The sequence below is a fragment of the Chelatococcus sp. KU-N122 genome, from assembly GCF_055391085.1.
Map to the genome: position 1 here is coordinate 6,671,729 of NZ_AP043981.1, position 15,656 is coordinate 6,687,384.

The window sequence follows — 15,656 nt, forward strand, 5'->3', positions numbered from 1 at the left end:
GGTCCGCAAGCGCCCGCGCAGGGCGGCCGATGGCCACGGTGTGGGCACACGAATCGCGTCACGTCCCCCATCCGAGGACGACAAGAAGCGCGGCTGGGAGGGCGACAGGATGCAGGGCTCAGAAGCGGCGCGCCCGCCGCGACGCTTTCCCGGCACCGATGTCCTCGTCAGCGTGCTCGTCTGCGCGCTGGCGCTGCTCTACTTCTACCGCGCCCACCTCTGGTATGGTCCCGACATATACACGGGGGACCGGTTCGACCCCGTCATCCAGGCCGCCCGGCTCGAGCATTGGTACGGCGTCCTGCGAGGGTGGTATCGCTGGCGCGATCCGATCTTCTTCTACCCGCATCCGCACGCCCTTGGTTACAACGACGGATACGTCCTCTACGGGCTGATCTACTCCGGCTTTCGCCACCTCGGTGCCAGCCAGCTCGCCGCCATGGAGCTCACCGTGGCCGTCGTCCGTGCGGTGGGCTTCTTCGCCGCCTGGATCCTGATACGGCACTATTTCCGGCTGTCGCTATGGGCCACCGCCCTCGGCGCGACGCTGGTCACGTGCGCCAACGCCTTCTACGTCACCGGCCACACCCAGCTCGCGGCGGTCGCCTTCGCGCCGCTCCTCGGCTGCCTCATCGCCCGCATCCACGAATTGCTGGCAGCTGAGCGGCGCGGCGCGGCCGCCGCCTGGGGCGCCGCCCTCGGCCTGATGCTCGCAGCGTGGGCGATGACGGCTTTCTATACGTTCTGGTTCACCGGCCTGTTCGCGCTGATCGCGCTGGCGTGCGCCGCGGTGATCGACCGAACCGCGTTCGCTGGACTCGCGGGCGATTTCATGCGCGACCGCCGCTGGCGAGCGTTGCTGCCGGGGGCGGCCGTCTTTGCGCTCGGCCTCGTTCCTTTCGCGCTGACCTACGGGCCGACGGCCCGGTCGACCGGCATGCATCGCCTGGCCGATGTCTACCAATACCTGCCGCGGCCGATCGATCTCATCAATGTCGGGGCCGGCAATCTGGTGTGGGGGGGCCTCGCCAGCTGGAGCGTCGGCGAGCTCGCCCGCGGCTTCACGCCGATCATGCTGGCGACGCTCACGGTCGCGCTGATGGTCGCGTTCCGCCGGTCCGGGCGGCCGCATGACCAGCCCACGCTGGTCTACAAGAGCCTGCTGATGGCGATCTTTGTCGGCGTGCTGCTGGAGGTACAGGTCGGCGGCATGACGCTGTGGGCGTTCGTCTACCACACGGTGCCGGGTGCCCGCGGCTTGCGCGTCGTCGCCCGCCTGCAGCTCGTCCTGGTGACGTTCGGCTCGATCCTGGTCGCGGTTGCCCTGGAGCGGCTGGCCGGCCGCCGAACCGCAGAGCGCGCGGGCTGGCGGCCGCTCGCCGCAGCGCTCGTCGGCGGCGTCGTCCTGGTCGAGCAGCACAATCTGTGGTCCACCGCCGGCCTCCGACCGGCCGACCTCGCCGTATTGCGGCGACCGCCGGCACCGCCCCCGCGTGAGTGCCGCGTCTTCTACACGGTCAATCCCAAGGTGGAGCCGACGAACAGCGAGATGCAGCGCCGCTACTACGTCCACGCGGTGGAAGCGATGCTGTACGCCACATCCTCCGGGCTGCCGACGGTGCTCGGGGTCGACAGCTTCCTGCCTCCCGGCTGGGACCTCTACGATCCGCTGGACGGCGGCTACGAGACTCGCGTGTACGACTACGCCCAGCGCCACGGGCTTGCCGATGGCCTGTGCGCCCTCGACCTCGCCTCGTCGACGTGGCGGCGCATCACCGCGCGGCCACTGCCCGACGCCCCGGCGCAGCCGTTGAGCGCGGGCGAGACCGTCGGCTTCGGCTCCGGCGCGCGCGGCCCCGCCATGCTGTCGACCGGCTGGTGGCAACCGGACGACTGGGGCACCTGGGCCCTCGGCACCCGGTCGGAGCTCACCCTCCGGCTCGATGCCGCCTCGCTCGTAGGCCATGATGCCCGCCTACGCCTCTCCATGTGGTCCGTCCTGCCGGACACGGTGACGAGCAAGCCGGTGCGCGTATCGCTGGCAGGCCGGCCGCTGGTCGAGCTCGCGCTGGGGGGCACGCGCGGCGAGCAGGCGATCTGCATTCCCGCTGCCGAGATCCCGGCCGACGGCGTCATTCGTCTGACATTCCAGGCCGATCGCTCCTATTCGCCTCGTGAGCTGGGCCGCGGGCGCGATCCGAGACAGCTTGATTTTGCCTTGGAGACCCTGTCCTTAGAGCCGGGCTCATGCCGGAACCCGGCGCCGGATGCAGGCGCTCCCGGCTGAGTTCCGTTGTGTTGCGATCGGAAGGGCTTGCCGATGAATCGGCCTCTCGCCTCAGACGGCATGACCGGCGCAGGAAGGACAGGGCATCCGCGGATCGCCGTGCTCGTCCCCTGCTTCAACGAGGCCGCGGCCATCGGCAAGGTGGTGCGGGATTTCAGCACGCACCTGCCGGACGCGGTCATCTACGTCTACGACAACAACTCCACCGACGACACCGCGGCCATCGCCAGGGCGGCGGGGGCCGTCGTTCGCCGTGAGCCGCGGCAGGGCAAGGGCTACGTGGTCCGGCGCATGTTCGCCGACGTCGAGGCGGACATCTACATCCTGGTCGACGGCGACGACACCTACGATGCGGCAGCCGCGCCCGACCTCGTCGCCAAGCTGTTGGCCGAGCGGGCGGACTTCGTCAACGCGGCGCGGGACGCGGCCGACGGGGCCGCCTACCGGCCCGGCCATCGCTGGGGCAACCAGGTCCTGAGCGGCATCGTGCAGACCGTGTTCGGGCGGCAGTTCGAGGACATGCTGTCCGGCTACAAGGTGCTGTCGCGGCGTTTCGTCAAATCCTTTCCGGCGACCTCCGGCGGCTTCGAGACCGAAACCGAGCTCGCCATCCACTGCCTCGAGCTGCGCATGCCGTCGCTGGAGCTGCGGGCGCGCTACAAGGAACGGCCGGAAAACTCCGAGAGCAAGCTGCGCACCGTCAGGGACGGCATGCGCATCCTGTGGCTCATCGCCCGCCTGGTGAAGGACGAGCGGCCGCTGATGTTCTTCGGCGCGGTCGGGCTGCTCGCCATCCTCATCGGCCTCGTCCTGGGCGTCCCCGTCATCTACGAGTTCCTCGAGAGCCACCTCGTCCCGCGGCTACCCACGGCGGTCCTCGCGGCCAGCCTCGTCATGATCGGCGTGCTGAGCATCGTCGCCGGGCTCATCCTGGATATGGTCACCAAGACCCGGCACAACATGATGCGGCTCGCCTACCTCGCCATTCCGGTCTTCGATGACGGGCTTTGACACCACCGCCCCCGCGCACGCCGCGGGAATCCGACGGTTCCTGCGCTTCTGCGTCGTCGGTGGCCTCGGCTTCCTGACCGACCTCGGCGTGCTCCTCGCCGTCATGGCGTTAGGCGCAGGCGCTCTCAGCGGCCGGGCCGCCTCGTTCAGCGCGGCCGTTCTCGTGACGTGGCTGCTGAACCGCACGATGACGTTCCGCACGACGACGACGCCGACCCTGCGTGAATTCGTCTCGTACCTTTCGGTCCAGATCGTCGGCCTTCTGGTCAACCTGGCCATCTACGCCGCGCTGATCGCTTACGGCTCAGGCCCGTTCGCCATGCCGGCCGTGGCGCTGACGGTCGCTTCGGCCGTTGCCCTCGCGGTCAACTATGCGGGCGCGAGCTCGGTCGTTTTCCGCAAGAGGTGAGCCCTTGCTCTATGGCTGCGCCGCCTGGGGGACCTCTTGGCTCTTCGGCGGCTCGCTCGCGCTGGGCAGCGGACCCTCCAGCCTTTCGAGCCTGCATGTCAGCAGCCGCTCAAAAAGCGCCTCGATCGGGAGGCACTCCCCCGCGCCGGGCCTCAGCCCATAGGCCCCGAGCGCCACGACTTCGTCCTCGACCAGCGGGGCGGACCCAATGGTCCTGAACTCGCCCTTGTGCTCAGCAATTCGATCGCGAATCGTCCCTGCAAGGCCAGTTGCGCCACCGATCGGCATGTTTCCCTCGGTGCGCATGAATGAGTGGCCGGGCGGCGCGCTGGCGATCACGTAAGACATCGGATGGTATCCCAGCATGAAATACATCACGTCGCGATCGATCAGGCTGTCGGGAAATCTCGCCTGCATCCAGACCCGGTTCTTCTTCCAAATCCGCTGGTTGAGCGGCAGCCGCCCCCAGTCGGCCGGCGACGTCGTGGCAACGATGAATGCCGTCACCAGGGCATAGGAGACAAGCTTGTACGGCCGATGGCCGATCGCACGGTCGATGACGGCGAAAATGAGCAGCGGCGCCAGTTGCTCGATGACGATGATATAGCGCTGTATTCCATAGCTGACGCTCCATATCAGCACCGTCATGATCGAAAACACGGCCAGGAAGCGCACGCGCGAATGATCGAACAGGACGTCCGTCGACTGCCCTTTTCCAATGAGAACCGGCAGCAGGACCCCGGCCAACACGAGCAGGATCAAGAACCGCGTATCCCGGAACGGCGACTCGGCGGTCGAATACATCTGGAGCGCGAATTTCGGAGCGAGAGCCAGAAAGTCGGAAATGCCGTTCAGCCTGAATCGCAGATCCGCCATGGATTGCGCAAAGTATAGATCAGATTTGAAGATATTGTTGAAGAGTGGAAACACAGGATTATCGTAGCGTACCCACAAGTATATATTCCAAATTCCGCCAGTCGGCATGTAACCGGCCACCATGCCGAGGCCGAGAAACAACATCGCGCGGATCGTTCTTGTCTGCCTTTGGGTGAGAAGGGCCGCGACGACGCCGATATCGAACAGGATGCTCGTCAGCTTCAGACCCGTGGCCACGCCCACGAGCAATCCGCACCAGAACAATCCCTTCTGAGAAAAATCCGACGCGAAAAGCAACAGGATGCCGGCCAGGACGAGAAAGGCGATATTGACGTCGTTGAACGTCGTGCCGATTTCCGACAGGAACAGGGGCGCCACGAAGGCCAGCGTCGCCGCGAGGGCCGCGATCACGACGGCCGTCGCAGTCTCCCTCACTTTGGCATGCAGCGAGAGCTTGGTGATCGCATAGACGACGACGATATTGAGAGCAGCAAGCGCGGCCAGCACAAACGTCGCCAACCATGGCCGCATATAGCTGATCAAGACGTAGCTGATAATTTGCCCAGCGGGATTGAACCAGGTCTGCATCTGCCCCGGCGCGACATCGATCGAATGCCGTCCATGGAGAACGGCATATACGGAATAAAGGTGATAGTTTCTAAGGTCGAAGTTGAAGTCGAGGCCAGCTCTGAAGGCATAGACTGCGCATGCTGCCAATGCGACGAGAGAAACAACACCTATTTCGCGGAGCGAAATGGCGCGGCCGGGCGCAGAGGTGGCTCCTCGATCATACGGCGTCGGCGCGAAAGGACCAACTTCGCGGAAGTTCATTTTGATATTGCGCCAGGTCGACATCGATCGCTGCGTCGGAATGATTGCACACAAACATACTACTGAAAGACCGGAAATAGCCCAGGTGACGTCTGCGGGCGGTGTGCGACTGCGCCGCCCCGTAGGTGTCTGGGATTTGCGGTGCCAGGCCTCCTCTATTCGAGGGGAGCCGTCACGCGGCAATCCGCTGCGCGCCACCGTCGCGCAGCGCCGGCCCGGGCGTCCGGGCGATGCACTGAGGCGCGGGATGGCCGAGGTAGATGAAGCGGCGCGCCTCCCTGCGGCTCAACACAAGCGAGTCGAGCACGATGCCGCAGGACAAGGACAGCGACGACAGGAGCACACAGCCGGTTGCCAAAATTGCGGTCGGCAGCCTTGGCACGAGCCCCGTCTCGAGAAATTCGAATACGAGCGGAATGCCAAGCGCCAGGGCCAGAACGAACAGGACGCCGGCGACGCTGCTGAAAAAGGCCAGTGGACGCTCCTCCTTCACGAGCAGTCCGACCATACGAAGGATGCGGGCTCCGTCCCTGTAGGTCGACAGCTTGCTCTGGGACCCTTCCGGCCGGGGGAAGTAAGGCGTCTTCACATCCACGGTCGGCATCCGCAGCTCGAGCGCATGGACCGTGAGCTCGGTTTCGGTTTCGAAGCCTCTCGCCATCGCCGGGAAGGATTTGACGAAGCGCCGCGACAGGACGCGATAGCCTGAGAGCATGTCGCCGATGCGGCTTCCAAATACGTAGGATACAAGTCCGGTGAGAAGGCGGTTGCCGAGGCGGTGGCCGCGCCGATAGGCCGCCTGTTCGGTGCTGACCCGCCGACCGGTCACCATGTCGAGATTGCCGTCCAGCAACCTGGCGATCATGGCCGGCGCGCTGGCCGCGTCATAGGTCGCGTCGCCGTCGACCAGCAGGTAGATGTCCGCCTCGACGTCGGCGAACATGCGCCTCACCACGTGGCCCTTGCCTTGAAGGGTCTCGCCGCGAACGATCGCCCCCGCGGCCCGCGCGACATCGACAGTCCTGTCGGACGAATTGTTGTCGTAGACGTAGATGACAGCATCGGGAAGAGCGCGGCGGAAATCGGAGATCACCTGCCCGATCGCCGCCTCTTCGTTATAGCAGGGCACCAGAACCGCGACGGCGCGGTCCCCACTATACGAGTTCTCCATGTCGCCGCCCCCGCGTCACCATGTTCATGCGTACACCATCGCTTGTCACCACCGCAAGCAGCATCGACATCAAACCGCAACTCCTGCAACGGATACCGGGCGCGGGGGTATTCGTCGGCGCTCTCACCGAGCTCACGCCGACCGGACGCGCGCATAGGCCGGCCGCTCGCCGGCTTTACTCTGAATTTCTCACGCAGACGGCCAAGCCCCCGGCAGCTGTGTCGCGATCCACCTGGCGAACACCGCGTTCACCTCCATCGGCTTCTCCTGCGCCATCCAATGGCCGGATGCGACGGTGCCCTCGATGAGGTTGGTGCAATGCGCGCGCATCGGCTCGGCCAAGCGCGAATCGATCGTCTCGCAGACGTAGTCGTGCGCCGCGTGCAGGAAGAGCACGGGCATGGGGAGGTGCCAGCCGTCCTTGGCGCGGGCGGCGTACGCGACATTGGCGTCGCCGTTCATGTACCAGCTATCGGGGCCGAAGAAGCCGTTCCGCTGCAGGGCGGCGGTGTAGCGGTTCTCGTCCTCCTCGGTGATCACGCGCTCGTCGCGGGGCAGCTCGGGTGCCGTCCGGCCCGGGCCGAAGAATCCGCCGTTGGCGCGCACCGACGCGAACCGCGCGGGCTTGCCCTTGTCTTCGGGGCGGCCGGCGCGGAACAGCGCCTTGACGGTTGCCCGCACATTGCCTTCGAAAGCTGCACAGGCAGCGGGAAAATTCTCGCGGTAGAACAGCTGGTAGTCCCATTGCGCGGCCGGATACTGCTCTTGCGGGTAGATCGAACGGTCGGCCAGCTGAATGATCGTTTCCGGCGCGAAGCCGTCCGGCATGTAGGGCACGCAGAGGTTGGCGACGCCGTGACAGCGGTCGGGATGGTGCTGGGCGATCGACCAGACCACCGGCGAGCCCCAGTCGTGGCCGACCCAGATCGCCTTCGGCGCGCCGAGCGAGTCGAGCAGCTCGATCATGTCGGCGACGATCTCCTCCAGCGCATAGTCCTCATGCCGAGCATAGACGCTGGAGCGGCCGTAGCCGCGCATGTCGGGCGCGATCGCATGGAAGCCGAGCCCGCCGAAGACGGGCAGCTGGTGCCGCCACGAGATCGACAGCTCCGGCCAGCCATGGACGAAGATGATCGGGGTCGCGGCCGGCGCACCGCACGACAGGTAGAAGGTCGTGTGGCGCGCGCTCTTCGTCACATGCTCGGCGATGGCGATGCTCAAGGCTTCAGCTCCCTCTTCGACCGCAGGCGAGCTCGTTCCCGTCCGCGGCGCTGGATCGCTCGCGCCGATATCGTCCGGCTTCCGCCGGACGATTATGACAGGCGCATCCGTCCAGTACAGGGGTGCGCGGCGGAGAGGCACGCGCCGCATCCCGCAGGCCGCCGCGGAGATCAGCCGAGGGCCGGCTGCGGTGCAGGGCGCGGGTCACGCGCCGCCGAGGTGCTCGGCGAACCAGTCCGCGGCTGCGCCCGACGACTGCGAGAAGTCGTTCACGTAGGCGTCGAAGTGGCCGCCTTTGAGCACGACCAGCTTCTTGGGATGCAAGGCCGTCTCGTAGGCTTTCAGGGCCTCGTCCACGACGGTCAGATGGTCTCCGCGCGCGACGATCATCAAGAGCGGCGTCGGCGAGATGAAGGGCACATAGGATGCCGGCTCGTATTCGGTGAACATCTCGACCGACCGCAACGTCACCTCGTTCTTCCATGAGGGCGCGCGCGCCTTGTGGGTGGCGGTGAACCACTGCCACGAATCGGGCGTCGGCAGCGCGCTCGGCGCGTCCGGATCCTCCGCCACGACGGGGATCATGGCCGGTGGCTCGCCCCGGTAGCGGGCGCGGCGATCCTCGTCGAGCGCAGCGCGCACGGCCGCGAGCTTGTCGGCGCGGATCAGGCGGCGGACGTTGGCGTGGCCACTGGCCAGCGGCACCTGCGAGACGACGGCCTTCACCCGCCGGTCGATGGCCCCGACGGTCAGGACATGGCCGCCCGAATAGCTCGACCCGAAGATGCCGATCCGCCCCGCGTCGGTCTCCGGCAGCGTCTCGGCATAGGTGATGGCGTCGCGATAGTCGCGCACCTGCGCCCACGGGTCGATTTCCTGGCGGGGCGTGCCGTCGCTGGCCCCGAAGTTCCGGTTGTCGTACACGATGGAGGCGAGCCCGGCCGCGGCAAAGGCTTCGGCATATACATCGAGATACATCTCCTTCACCGCGGAGAAGCCGTGGGCCAGCACGACGGTCGGACACCGGCCGGAGGCCCCGTCCGGCACGTAATGCCAGCCGCGAAGCGTGACGCCGTCGTCCGTCTTGAACGCGATGTCCTTGCGCATGTTTCTCTCCCTCTTCTTGTCCGGCCGGACTGGCCGACCGTTCGGACCGCCGCCGCGGCCCGTGCTTCTGTTCGCCAGTGTTCCACGCGGGCCGAGGTGCGTCTTGCCGGCCCGCGCATCGAAATTGACGCTGCGTGCATGGCGAACTACCGTTTCCAGAGGGAGGCGGCGCGCGTGCGGGAAACCCCGTCGCAGATCGGGCCGGCCGGGCGCCGAAACACGCCATGCACGTTCAGTCCTGGAACACCGCGGATCTGCCGCCGCAGGAGCGTTTCGGCGCGTGGCGTGACGTGCTGAACGCGACGCATCTCGGGTGGGAGCTGGTGGGCGGCGGCGCATGCTTCGACGCGGTCGTCACCAGGCGCGACGTGGGCCGGCTCAGCCTGGTCGAATGCCGCTGCGACCCCTGCCTGGGTATCCGCGGGCCGCATCAGATCGACGGGCACGATCCGGACTGCATCGGCATCCTGTTCGGGATCTCCGGGCGGGAGGTGCTGCGCAGGCGCGAGAGCGAGGTGACACTGCACCCCGGCGACTTCGTGATCTGGGACAGCGCCTGGGACGTCGAGTTCCGCGTGCTGGAGCCCTTGCACAAGCTCACCGTCTTCGTGCCGAAGTCGGTGATCCGGCGTTTCCAGCCCAACCTCGAGCGGCTCACGAGCCTGCACGTCGGACGCGACGGGCAGCTGGGCCCGCTGATCAACGTCTACCTCGGCCAACTCGCACGGGAGGTGACACGGCTGGACGACACATCGCTGCAAGCGGCTCTCGACGCGCTGCTGGAGCTGATTTCGGCCGGGATCGGCCCAACGGAGGGCACGTCCGGCGCGGCCGACGCCGCGTTCGGGAGGGCCACGAGCTACATCCTCGCCAACCTCCCGGACCCCGGGCTTGCGCCGCGAAAAATCGCGGATGCGAACGGCATGTCCCTGCGCTATCTGCACAAGCTCTTCGCCGAGCGCGGACTGTCGGTTTCCCGCTGGATCCGGCAGCAGCGCCTGGACCAGTGCCGCAAGCTGCTGGCCAACCCCAACGGGGGCCGTTCGGTCACGGACATCGCGCTGGATTGGGGCTTCAATGACGGCGCCCACTTCAGCCGCATCTTCCGGAACGAGTTCGGCATGTCCCCGCGCGATGCGCGGAAGATGTCACTGAACAATGCGGGGGTGACGGCCGCGCATTCCCGCGACATCGCAGGTTAAGGCGATGCTCAAGGCTTCGCCTCCTCCCAGGCCGGCTGCGCCCGCCGGCCGTCGTGGTCGTCTTCAGATTGCTCGCTGCGGCCGAGCGCGCCTATGACAGGCGCATCCGCCCAGTATAGGGGTGCGACGCGGAGAGGCCGCCGTCGACGGCGAACGCCTGACCGTTGACGTAGGACGCCTCGTCGCTCGCCAGGAACAGCGCCATGGCGGCGATCTCCGGCGGTGCGCCGGCCCGCTGCAACGGGTTGATCTGGCCGATCTTGTGATCGGTGCCGCGCTCACGGGCGCTCTCGAAGATCGGCTTGGTCATGCCCGTCTCGATCAGGCCTGGGCAGATGGCGTTGACGCGCACGCCCGTGCCGGTGAGCGAATAGGCGCTGGTCTGCACCAGCGAGATCACGCCCGCCTTGCTGGCGCTGTAGGGATTGCCGCCCGCGTTGGCCCTGATCCCGGCCACCGAGGCCGTGCAGATGATCGAGCCGTGCTTCTGCGCCACCATGTGCGGAGCGCCGTGACGGATCGCCAGGAACGGCCCGATCAGGTTGATGCGCAGGATCTCCTGCCAGTGCTCGACCGTCTGCTCGAACAGCGGCACCACGCCGCCGCTGATGCCGGCATTGGCGAAGAGCACGTCGAGGCCGCCGAGGGTCTCGACCGCGGCGGCGATGAACGCCTTGACGTCGGGCTCGGAGCCGCCGTCCGCAGCCCTGGCGTAGGCCGTGCCGCCCGCCTGCGTGATGGCCGCGACAGTCTCCTCGACGCCAGCCGGGTTCTTGTCGACGGCAAAGACGCGGGCGCCCTCCTTGGCAAACAGGATGGCGCTGGCGCGGCCGATGCCGCTGCCCGCTCCGGTCACGATGGCGCGCTTGCCTTCCAGGCGTCCCATGTCCCAAGCCTCCTTCTTGATCTCTCGCGCAGGCGGCATAGGTCCTGATCGCGGCCGGAACAAGGGGGCGGCGCCGACGCGATTTCCACATTCGCCTCCCGGATTTCTCGTTTTTCACTGTCGCGCGCCGAAAAAGCTGATAGGTCCGCAGCGCGCAACCCATGGAGGATCACCGCGTGTCCCGTTTCACGTCGCTCGCCGCCCGATTGACCCGCCGCGCCGCGGGCGCCGCGGCAGCCCTGCTCGTGGCGACGGCGCTGGCCGCGCCGGCTCGGGCCCAGACCGTGCCGGTGCGCATCGGCTATATCCCGATCATCGGGGCGGCCCCCGTGGTGGTCGCCGACAAGCAGGGCTGGCTCAAGGACGCAGGTCTCGCGCCGACATTCACAGTGTTCGAGTCCGGCCCCAACATGATCCAGGCGCTGGCTTCGGGTACCATCGACATCTACGTGGCGGGCGTGGCGCCGCTGGCCGTGGCACGCTCCAAGGGCATCGACGTCAAGGTGGTGGCGGCGACCGCCATCGAGGAAATGACCTTCGTGGCATCGCCCAAGCTCGCCCCCTTCTTCGAGGGCGGCAAGCCCGCCGCCGAGGCGTTCAAGGCCTTCAAGGCCGCCAACGGCAAGCCGGCGCGGCTCGCCACCCAGCCGCCGGGGTCCGTGCCGGAAACGACGCTGCGGCACTGGCTGGAGCGCGTCACCAAGACCGACAAGGCCGACGTCGAGATCGTGCCCATGGGCATCGACGCCACGCAGCAGGCGCTGCTGGCGGGTGCGGTCGACGGCGCCACCATCCGCGAGCCGGCCGACACCATCGTCATGGAGCGCAACCCCGCCATCAAGCTGATCGCGCTGGGCGGCGCCATGTTCCCCACGCAGCCCGGCACGGTGATCGGCGTCTCCGGCGCCTTCCTGGCCAAGAACCCCAAGGCGGTGCAGGCCCTGGTCGACGCCAACATCCGCGCCATCGACTTCATCAAGAAGGACCCGGCCGCCGCCGCGCCGCTGATCGGCACCGTGCTGGGCAAGGGCATCGTCACCGACGAGACGATCAAGAAGGCGCTGGCCTCCCCGGCCACCAAGCTCGAGGCCGATCCGCGCATCATCATCGAGCCGACGCGCCAGATGCAGGCGTTCCAGCTCTCGATCGGCACCCTCGACAAGGAGCTGCCGCTCGACGGGCTGTTCGACACCACCTTCTACGAGACCGCGGCCAAGGCGCGCTGACATGGCCGCCTCGATGGGTCTGTCGGGGTCCCCCGGCGGAGCGCCGGCATGAACATGAAGCGGTCGCGGCCGCTGCTGCTCGGCGCCGCCGGCCTCGTCGCCTTCCTGGCGCTCTGGGAGCTGGTGCCGCTGATCGGCGTGATCAACCCGATGCTGCTGCCGCCGCCGAGCGCGCTACCGGCCGCCTTCGGCCGGGAGCTGGCCTCGGGCCTCTGGTTCAGCGCCCTGGTGAGCAGCCTGTCGCACTACCTCCTGGGCCTCGCCATCGGCGCCGGCTGCGGCGTCGCGCTCGGCATCCTCACGGGCATGTCGCCGCCGGCCGAGGAAGCCATCGCCTGGGTGGTACGGCTGCTGCGGCCGATCCCGGGGCTCGCCTGGGTGCCCTTCGCCATCATCTGGTTCGGCGTCAATGCGCCGGCGGCGATCTTCATCATCGCCATCGGCGTGTTCTGGATCGTCTACTTCGCCACCTTGGGCGCCGTGCGCGCCGTCGACCGCGACCTGCTCGAGGTCGCCGAGGCGTTCGGCTTCCGCTCCGGCCCGGCACGGCTCGCCAAGATCGTGCTGCCGGCGGCGACGCCGGGCATCCTCGTGGGCCTGCGCACGGCGCTCGGCCAGGCCTGGATGGCGGTGGTGGCGGCCGAGATTTTCGGCGTGTTCGGCCTCGGCCAGCGCATGATGCAGGCCTCGAGCCTGCTCGCCACCGACATCGTCGTCGTCTACATGCTGACCATCGCGGCCCTCTACGGGCTCATCGACACCGGCTTCGTGCGCCTGCAGGACTGGCTGCTGCGATGGAAAGCATAATCGAGATCTCCGGCCTCGGCCTGGCCTTCGGGCAGGACGGGCGCACCACAGAGGTGCTGCGCGGGCTCGACCTCACCGTCGCGCGCGGCGAGTTCGTCGCCATCGTCGGCCCTTCGGGCGTCGGCAAGTCGACCCTGCTGCGCGTGCTGATCGGCCTCGCCAAGGCGAGCAGCGGCACCGTCAGGCTGGCGAGCCGCGGCAACGCACCGGTGCCGGCGGCTCTGGTGTTCCAGGATGCGCGCATGCTGCCGTGGCGGCGCGTCCTGTCGAACGTCGCGTTCGGGCTGGAGCATGGCGGCATCTCGGCCGCCGAGCGCAAGCGCCGCGCACGCGAGGCGCTCGACTTCGTCGGCCTCGGCAACCTGGCGGACCGCTGGCCCCACCAGCTCTCGGGCGGCCAGCGCCAGCGCGTCGCCCTCGCCCGTGCGCTGGCTGTCGGCTCCGACATTCTACTGATGGACGAGCCGTTCGGCGCCCTCGACGCGATCACGCGCGAGAACCTGCAGAACGAGTTGCTGCGCGTCTGGCAGGCGACCGGCCGGACCATCCTGTTCGTCACGCACGACATGGACGAGGCCGTCTATCTCGCCGACCGGGTCATCGCCATCGTCGGCGCGCCCGGCGAGGTGCGCTCGTCCATCGTCGTCGACGTGCCGCGGCCGCGCGAGCGGGGCGATGCCCGGCTCGGAGCGCTGGTGCAGCGGCTGCGCGCCGACTTGGCCGCCGGATCGGCCGCGCTGTAGGGGGATTTCATCCATGCTGAGCCGCCGTTCGTTCGCCGCCACCATCCTCGCCACGCTCGCCGCGCCATCGGCCGCATCCAGGGCGGCGCGGGCGCAGGGCGCGCGCACGCCGGTCCGCGTCGGCTTCGTGCCGGTGATCGGCGCCAGCGCCCTCTACGTGCTCGACAAGGCGGGCTGGGCCGCGGACGCCGGGCTCGCCATCGCCACGACGAAGTTCGATTCGGGGCCCGCCGCCATCTCGGCCCTGGCCTCGGGCACGCTCGACGTCCTCGCCATCGGCGTCGCCCCGGTCGCCGTCGCCTACGCCAAGGGCCTCGACGTCAAGGTGGTCTCCGCCGCCGGCATCGGCGGCTCGGTGTTCGTCGCCGGCGAGCCCCTGGCCAAGGCGTTCGCCGAGCACGGCGACCCGGCCAAGGCCTTCGCCGCCTTCCGCGCCGGCCAGCGCCGCAAGCCCAAGATCGCCACGCTGCCGCCCGGCGCGGTGCCGACGACCGCCTTCAAGTACTGGCTCAAGCAGCACGCCGTCGCCGCCGACGACCTCGAGATCGTCACCATGGGCATCGAGGCCACGCAGCAGGCCATGCTCGCCGGCGCCGTCGACGGCGGCCAGGTGCTGGAGCCGGCCGCCACCATCGTGCAAAGCCGCGATCCCCGCTTCAAGCCGCTCCTCACCGCCCCGCAGATGTTCCCCGACATCCCCGGCGTGGTGCTGGCCGCCACCGGCGCCTTCGCCCGCAGCCACCCGGAAGCGCTCGATACCCTGCTGAGGCTGGCGATCCGCGCCACCGACCTCATCCGCAGCACGCCGGCCGAGGCCGCGCCCTACGTGCAGCAGGCGCTGGGCGGCGGCCTCGTCGACGTCTCCGTCATGGCCAAGGCGCTCGCCTCGCCGGCTGTCAGCTTCCTCGTCGACCCGCGCGTCATCGTGCCGGCGACGCGGCAGATGCTGGCCTTCCAGGCCGAGCTGGGCGACTTTCCAAAGGCGCCGGACACGGATGGGCTGTTCGACTTCGCGCCCTACGAGCGGGCCGCGGCGGGCAAGTAGGACGGTGGTGACGCCCTTGCCGTCTCGCCGCGCGTGCTTGTGCGAGCCGGCGGCCTCGATCAGCTCGCCCACGCTTCCAGCTCATAGAGAACCGCCAAGCCAGGGTACGACATCCGCTGCGGGTAGCTCTCCCGGTCGCGCTCCTTCCGATAGCGCGCCGCCTTCTCCCGCAATGCGCGCATGGCCGGCCGGTTCTCGAGCGCGAACATGGCGTAAGCGGAGCGGTCAAAGGTCGGCACCGCCGACTGTATGTCTCGCGCGATCTCGACGACATATTCGCCCGCGAGCAGCACCACGAACGGAACCACCCATACCGCCGGCGAGCCCAGGATCGCCCTCAGCGCCCTCTGTCTCAGATAGCCATCGGTGCTTCGGGTGAGGAGGCACTGGGCGCCGAGCGACAACCCCTCGGTCGATCCGAGGTTGTCGAGCACGTGGATGCGGGCAGGAACACAGACCCTCTCTCCCCGTACGGCCAGACAGATCATCCGCTTCCGGAGGCTGTCATCCACGAACGGCGCCAACTCGCGCACCGCTTCATTGGCGATCCCCCGGCACGCGTGGGGAAATGCCGTGATCGCCCTGGCCGAAAACGGCTTCCGTGACACGAAGGTCTCCATGGGCGTACCCTTCCACGCTGGCCCGGCGCGCCGGCGAGCTGCCTCGTCGTCGGCGCCGAGCCCTGGCCAGATATCGCAACCTATGCGGGATTTGAGTCTTTTCTCTGGCTCCTCGTCGCACCGACGGCTCACCTCTCACCGCCGTCGTCCCCGGTCAGCAGCCACCCGGGCCCGCCAGCAGGCAGACACCCGTCCGCGCGCTCGGGCAGCATGG

Annotated in this window: 14 protein-coding genes; 8 read left to right on the forward strand and 6 right to left on the reverse strand. The window is 68.1% G+C overall.

Translation table 11 applies throughout. From position 1 onward, the window contains the following. Nucleotides 1–109 precede the first annotated feature (109 nt). Genes ACZ5PO_RS30210 through ACZ5PO_RS30220 form a run of 3 tightly spaced genes read left to right on the forward strand, consistent with a single transcriptional unit; the run spans nucleotide 110 to nucleotide 3,707 of the window. Nucleotides 110–2,287, forward strand: a complete 2,178-nt coding sequence (locus ACZ5PO_RS30210) for a hypothetical protein (protein WP_464186049.1) — start codon at nucleotides 110–112, stop codon at nucleotides 2,285–2,287. A gap of 33 nt (nucleotides 2,288–2,320) precedes the next feature. Continuing rightward, nucleotides 2,321–3,298: a glycosyltransferase family 2 protein gene (locus ACZ5PO_RS30215; RefSeq protein WP_464186050.1), complete on the forward strand. Its 978-nt coding sequence runs from the start codon at nucleotides 2,321–2,323 to the stop codon at nucleotides 3,296–3,298. Continuing rightward, complete coding sequence (locus tag ACZ5PO_RS30220) at nucleotides 3,285–3,707, forward strand: GtrA family protein (protein ID WP_464186051.1); 423 nt, start codon at nucleotides 3,285–3,287, stop codon at nucleotides 3,705–3,707. The genes ACZ5PO_RS30215 and ACZ5PO_RS30220 overlap by 14 nt, the downstream gene beginning before the upstream one ends. Before the next feature lie 9 nt (nucleotides 3,708–3,716). On the opposite strand, the gene ACZ5PO_RS30225 is transcribed toward ACZ5PO_RS30220, so the two are convergent. From ACZ5PO_RS30225 to ACZ5PO_RS30240, 4 genes are all read right to left on the reverse strand, one after another. Further along, on the reverse strand, nucleotides 3,717–5,438 hold the full coding sequence (locus ACZ5PO_RS30225; protein ID WP_464186053.1) for a glycosyltransferase family 87 protein: 1,722 nt from the start codon (nucleotides 5,436–5,438) through the stop codon (nucleotides 3,717–3,719). A gap of 148 nt (nucleotides 5,439–5,586) precedes the next feature. Continuing rightward, a complete protein-coding gene (locus ACZ5PO_RS30230; protein WP_464186056.1) occupies nucleotides 5,587–6,585 on the reverse strand; it encodes a glycosyltransferase family 2 protein in 999 nt (332 codons plus the stop codon). A gap of 189 nt (nucleotides 6,586–6,774) precedes the next feature. Beyond that, a complete protein-coding gene (locus tag ACZ5PO_RS30235; protein ID WP_464186058.1) occupies nucleotides 6,775–7,806 on the reverse strand; it encodes an alpha/beta fold hydrolase in 1,032 nt (343 codons plus the stop codon). A 204-nt stretch (nucleotides 7,807–8,010) separates the two neighbouring features. Then, nucleotides 8,011–8,913 carry an alpha/beta hydrolase gene (locus ACZ5PO_RS30240; RefSeq protein WP_464186060.1) on the reverse strand — a complete coding sequence of 301 codons (903 nt, stop codon included), beginning with the start codon at nucleotides 8,911–8,913 and terminating at the stop codon, nucleotides 8,011–8,013. A 290-nt stretch (nucleotides 8,914–9,203) separates the two neighbouring features. On the opposite strand from ACZ5PO_RS30240, the gene ACZ5PO_RS30245 reads away from it, so the two are divergent. After that, complete coding sequence (locus ACZ5PO_RS30245) at nucleotides 9,204–10,115, forward strand: helix-turn-helix domain-containing protein (protein ID WP_464186062.1); 912 nt, start codon at nucleotides 9,204–9,206, stop codon at nucleotides 10,113–10,115. 91 nt (nucleotides 10,116–10,206) lie between these two features. On the opposite strand, the gene ACZ5PO_RS30250 is transcribed toward ACZ5PO_RS30245, so the two are convergent. Next, nucleotides 10,207–11,001 (reverse strand): SDR family NAD(P)-dependent oxidoreductase, encoded by a 795-nt coding sequence (locus ACZ5PO_RS30250; protein WP_464186063.1) that lies wholly within the window; start codon nucleotides 10,999–11,001, stop codon nucleotides 10,207–10,209. Nucleotides 11,002–11,177: 176 nt separating this feature from the next. Between ACZ5PO_RS30250 and ACZ5PO_RS30255 the strand changes: the two genes are divergently transcribed. Genes ACZ5PO_RS30255 through ACZ5PO_RS30270 form a run of 4 tightly spaced genes read left to right on the forward strand, consistent with a single transcriptional unit; the run spans nucleotide 11,178 to nucleotide 14,822 of the window. Next, complete coding sequence (locus ACZ5PO_RS30255) at nucleotides 11,178–12,227, forward strand: ABC transporter substrate-binding protein (RefSeq protein ID WP_464186065.1); 1,050 nt, start codon at nucleotides 11,178–11,180, stop codon at nucleotides 12,225–12,227. Between the two features lie 54 nt (nucleotides 12,228–12,281). After that, complete coding sequence (locus ACZ5PO_RS30260) at nucleotides 12,282–13,034, forward strand: ABC transporter permease (RefSeq protein WP_464197120.1); 753 nt, start codon at nucleotides 12,282–12,284, stop codon at nucleotides 13,032–13,034. Next, nucleotides 13,022–13,777: an ABC transporter ATP-binding protein gene (locus ACZ5PO_RS30265; protein ID WP_464186068.1), complete on the forward strand. Its 756-nt coding sequence runs from the start codon at nucleotides 13,022–13,024 to the stop codon at nucleotides 13,775–13,777. The genes ACZ5PO_RS30260 and ACZ5PO_RS30265 overlap by 13 nt, the downstream gene beginning before the upstream one ends. A gap of 13 nt (nucleotides 13,778–13,790) precedes the next feature. After that, a complete protein-coding gene (locus tag ACZ5PO_RS30270) occupies nucleotides 13,791–14,822 on the forward strand; it encodes an ABC transporter substrate-binding protein (RefSeq protein ID WP_464186069.1) in 1,032 nt (343 codons plus the stop codon). Nucleotides 14,823–14,881: 59 nt separating this feature from the next. On the opposite strand, the gene ACZ5PO_RS30275 is transcribed toward ACZ5PO_RS30270, so the two are convergent. Continuing rightward, nucleotides 14,882–15,442: a hypothetical protein gene (locus tag ACZ5PO_RS30275; RefSeq protein ID WP_464186071.1), complete on the reverse strand. Its 561-nt coding sequence runs from the start codon at nucleotides 15,440–15,442 to the stop codon at nucleotides 14,882–14,884. Nucleotides 15,443–15,656 lie beyond the last annotated feature (214 nt).

What these genes read in the sequence shown, in the direction of transcription:
- ACZ5PO_RS30275 (WP_464186071.1), bottom strand. Translation starts at nt 15,442, where the DNA reads ATGGAGACCTTCGTGTCACGGAAGCCGTTTTCGGCCAGGGCGATCACG.
- ACZ5PO_RS30225 (WP_464186053.1), bottom strand. Translation starts at nt 5,438, where the DNA reads ATGTCGACCTGGCGCAATATCAAAATGAACTTCCGCGAAGTTGGTCCT.
- ACZ5PO_RS30220 (WP_464186051.1), top strand. Translation starts at nt 3,285, where the DNA reads ATGACGGGCTTTGACACCACCGCCCCCGCGCACGCCGCGGGAATCCGA.
- ACZ5PO_RS30250 (WP_464186063.1), bottom strand. Translation starts at nt 11,001, where the DNA reads ATGGGACGCCTGGAAGGCAAGCGCGCCATCGTGACCGGAGCGGGCAGC.
- ACZ5PO_RS30265 (WP_464186068.1), top strand. Translation starts at nt 13,022, where the DNA reads ATGGAAAGCATAATCGAGATCTCCGGCCTCGGCCTGGCCTTCGGGCAG.
- ACZ5PO_RS30210 (WP_464186049.1), top strand. Translation starts at nt 110, where the DNA reads ATGCAGGGCTCAGAAGCGGCGCGCCCGCCGCGACGCTTTCCCGGCACC.
- ACZ5PO_RS30230 (WP_464186056.1), bottom strand. Translation starts at nt 6,585, where the DNA reads ATGGAGAACTCGTATAGTGGGGACCGCGCCGTCGCGGTTCTGGTGCCC.
- ACZ5PO_RS30260 (WP_464197120.1), top strand. Translation starts at nt 12,282, where the DNA reads ATGAAGCGGTCGCGGCCGCTGCTGCTCGGCGCCGCCGGCCTCGTCGCC.
- ACZ5PO_RS30240 (WP_464186060.1), bottom strand. Translation starts at nt 8,913, where the DNA reads ATGCGCAAGGACATCGCGTTCAAGACGGACGACGGCGTCACGCTTCGC.
- ACZ5PO_RS30270 (WP_464186069.1), top strand. Translation starts at nt 13,791, where the DNA reads ATGCTGAGCCGCCGTTCGTTCGCCGCCACCATCCTCGCCACGCTCGCC.
- ACZ5PO_RS30215 (WP_464186050.1), top strand. Translation starts at nt 2,321, where the DNA reads ATGAATCGGCCTCTCGCCTCAGACGGCATGACCGGCGCAGGAAGGACA.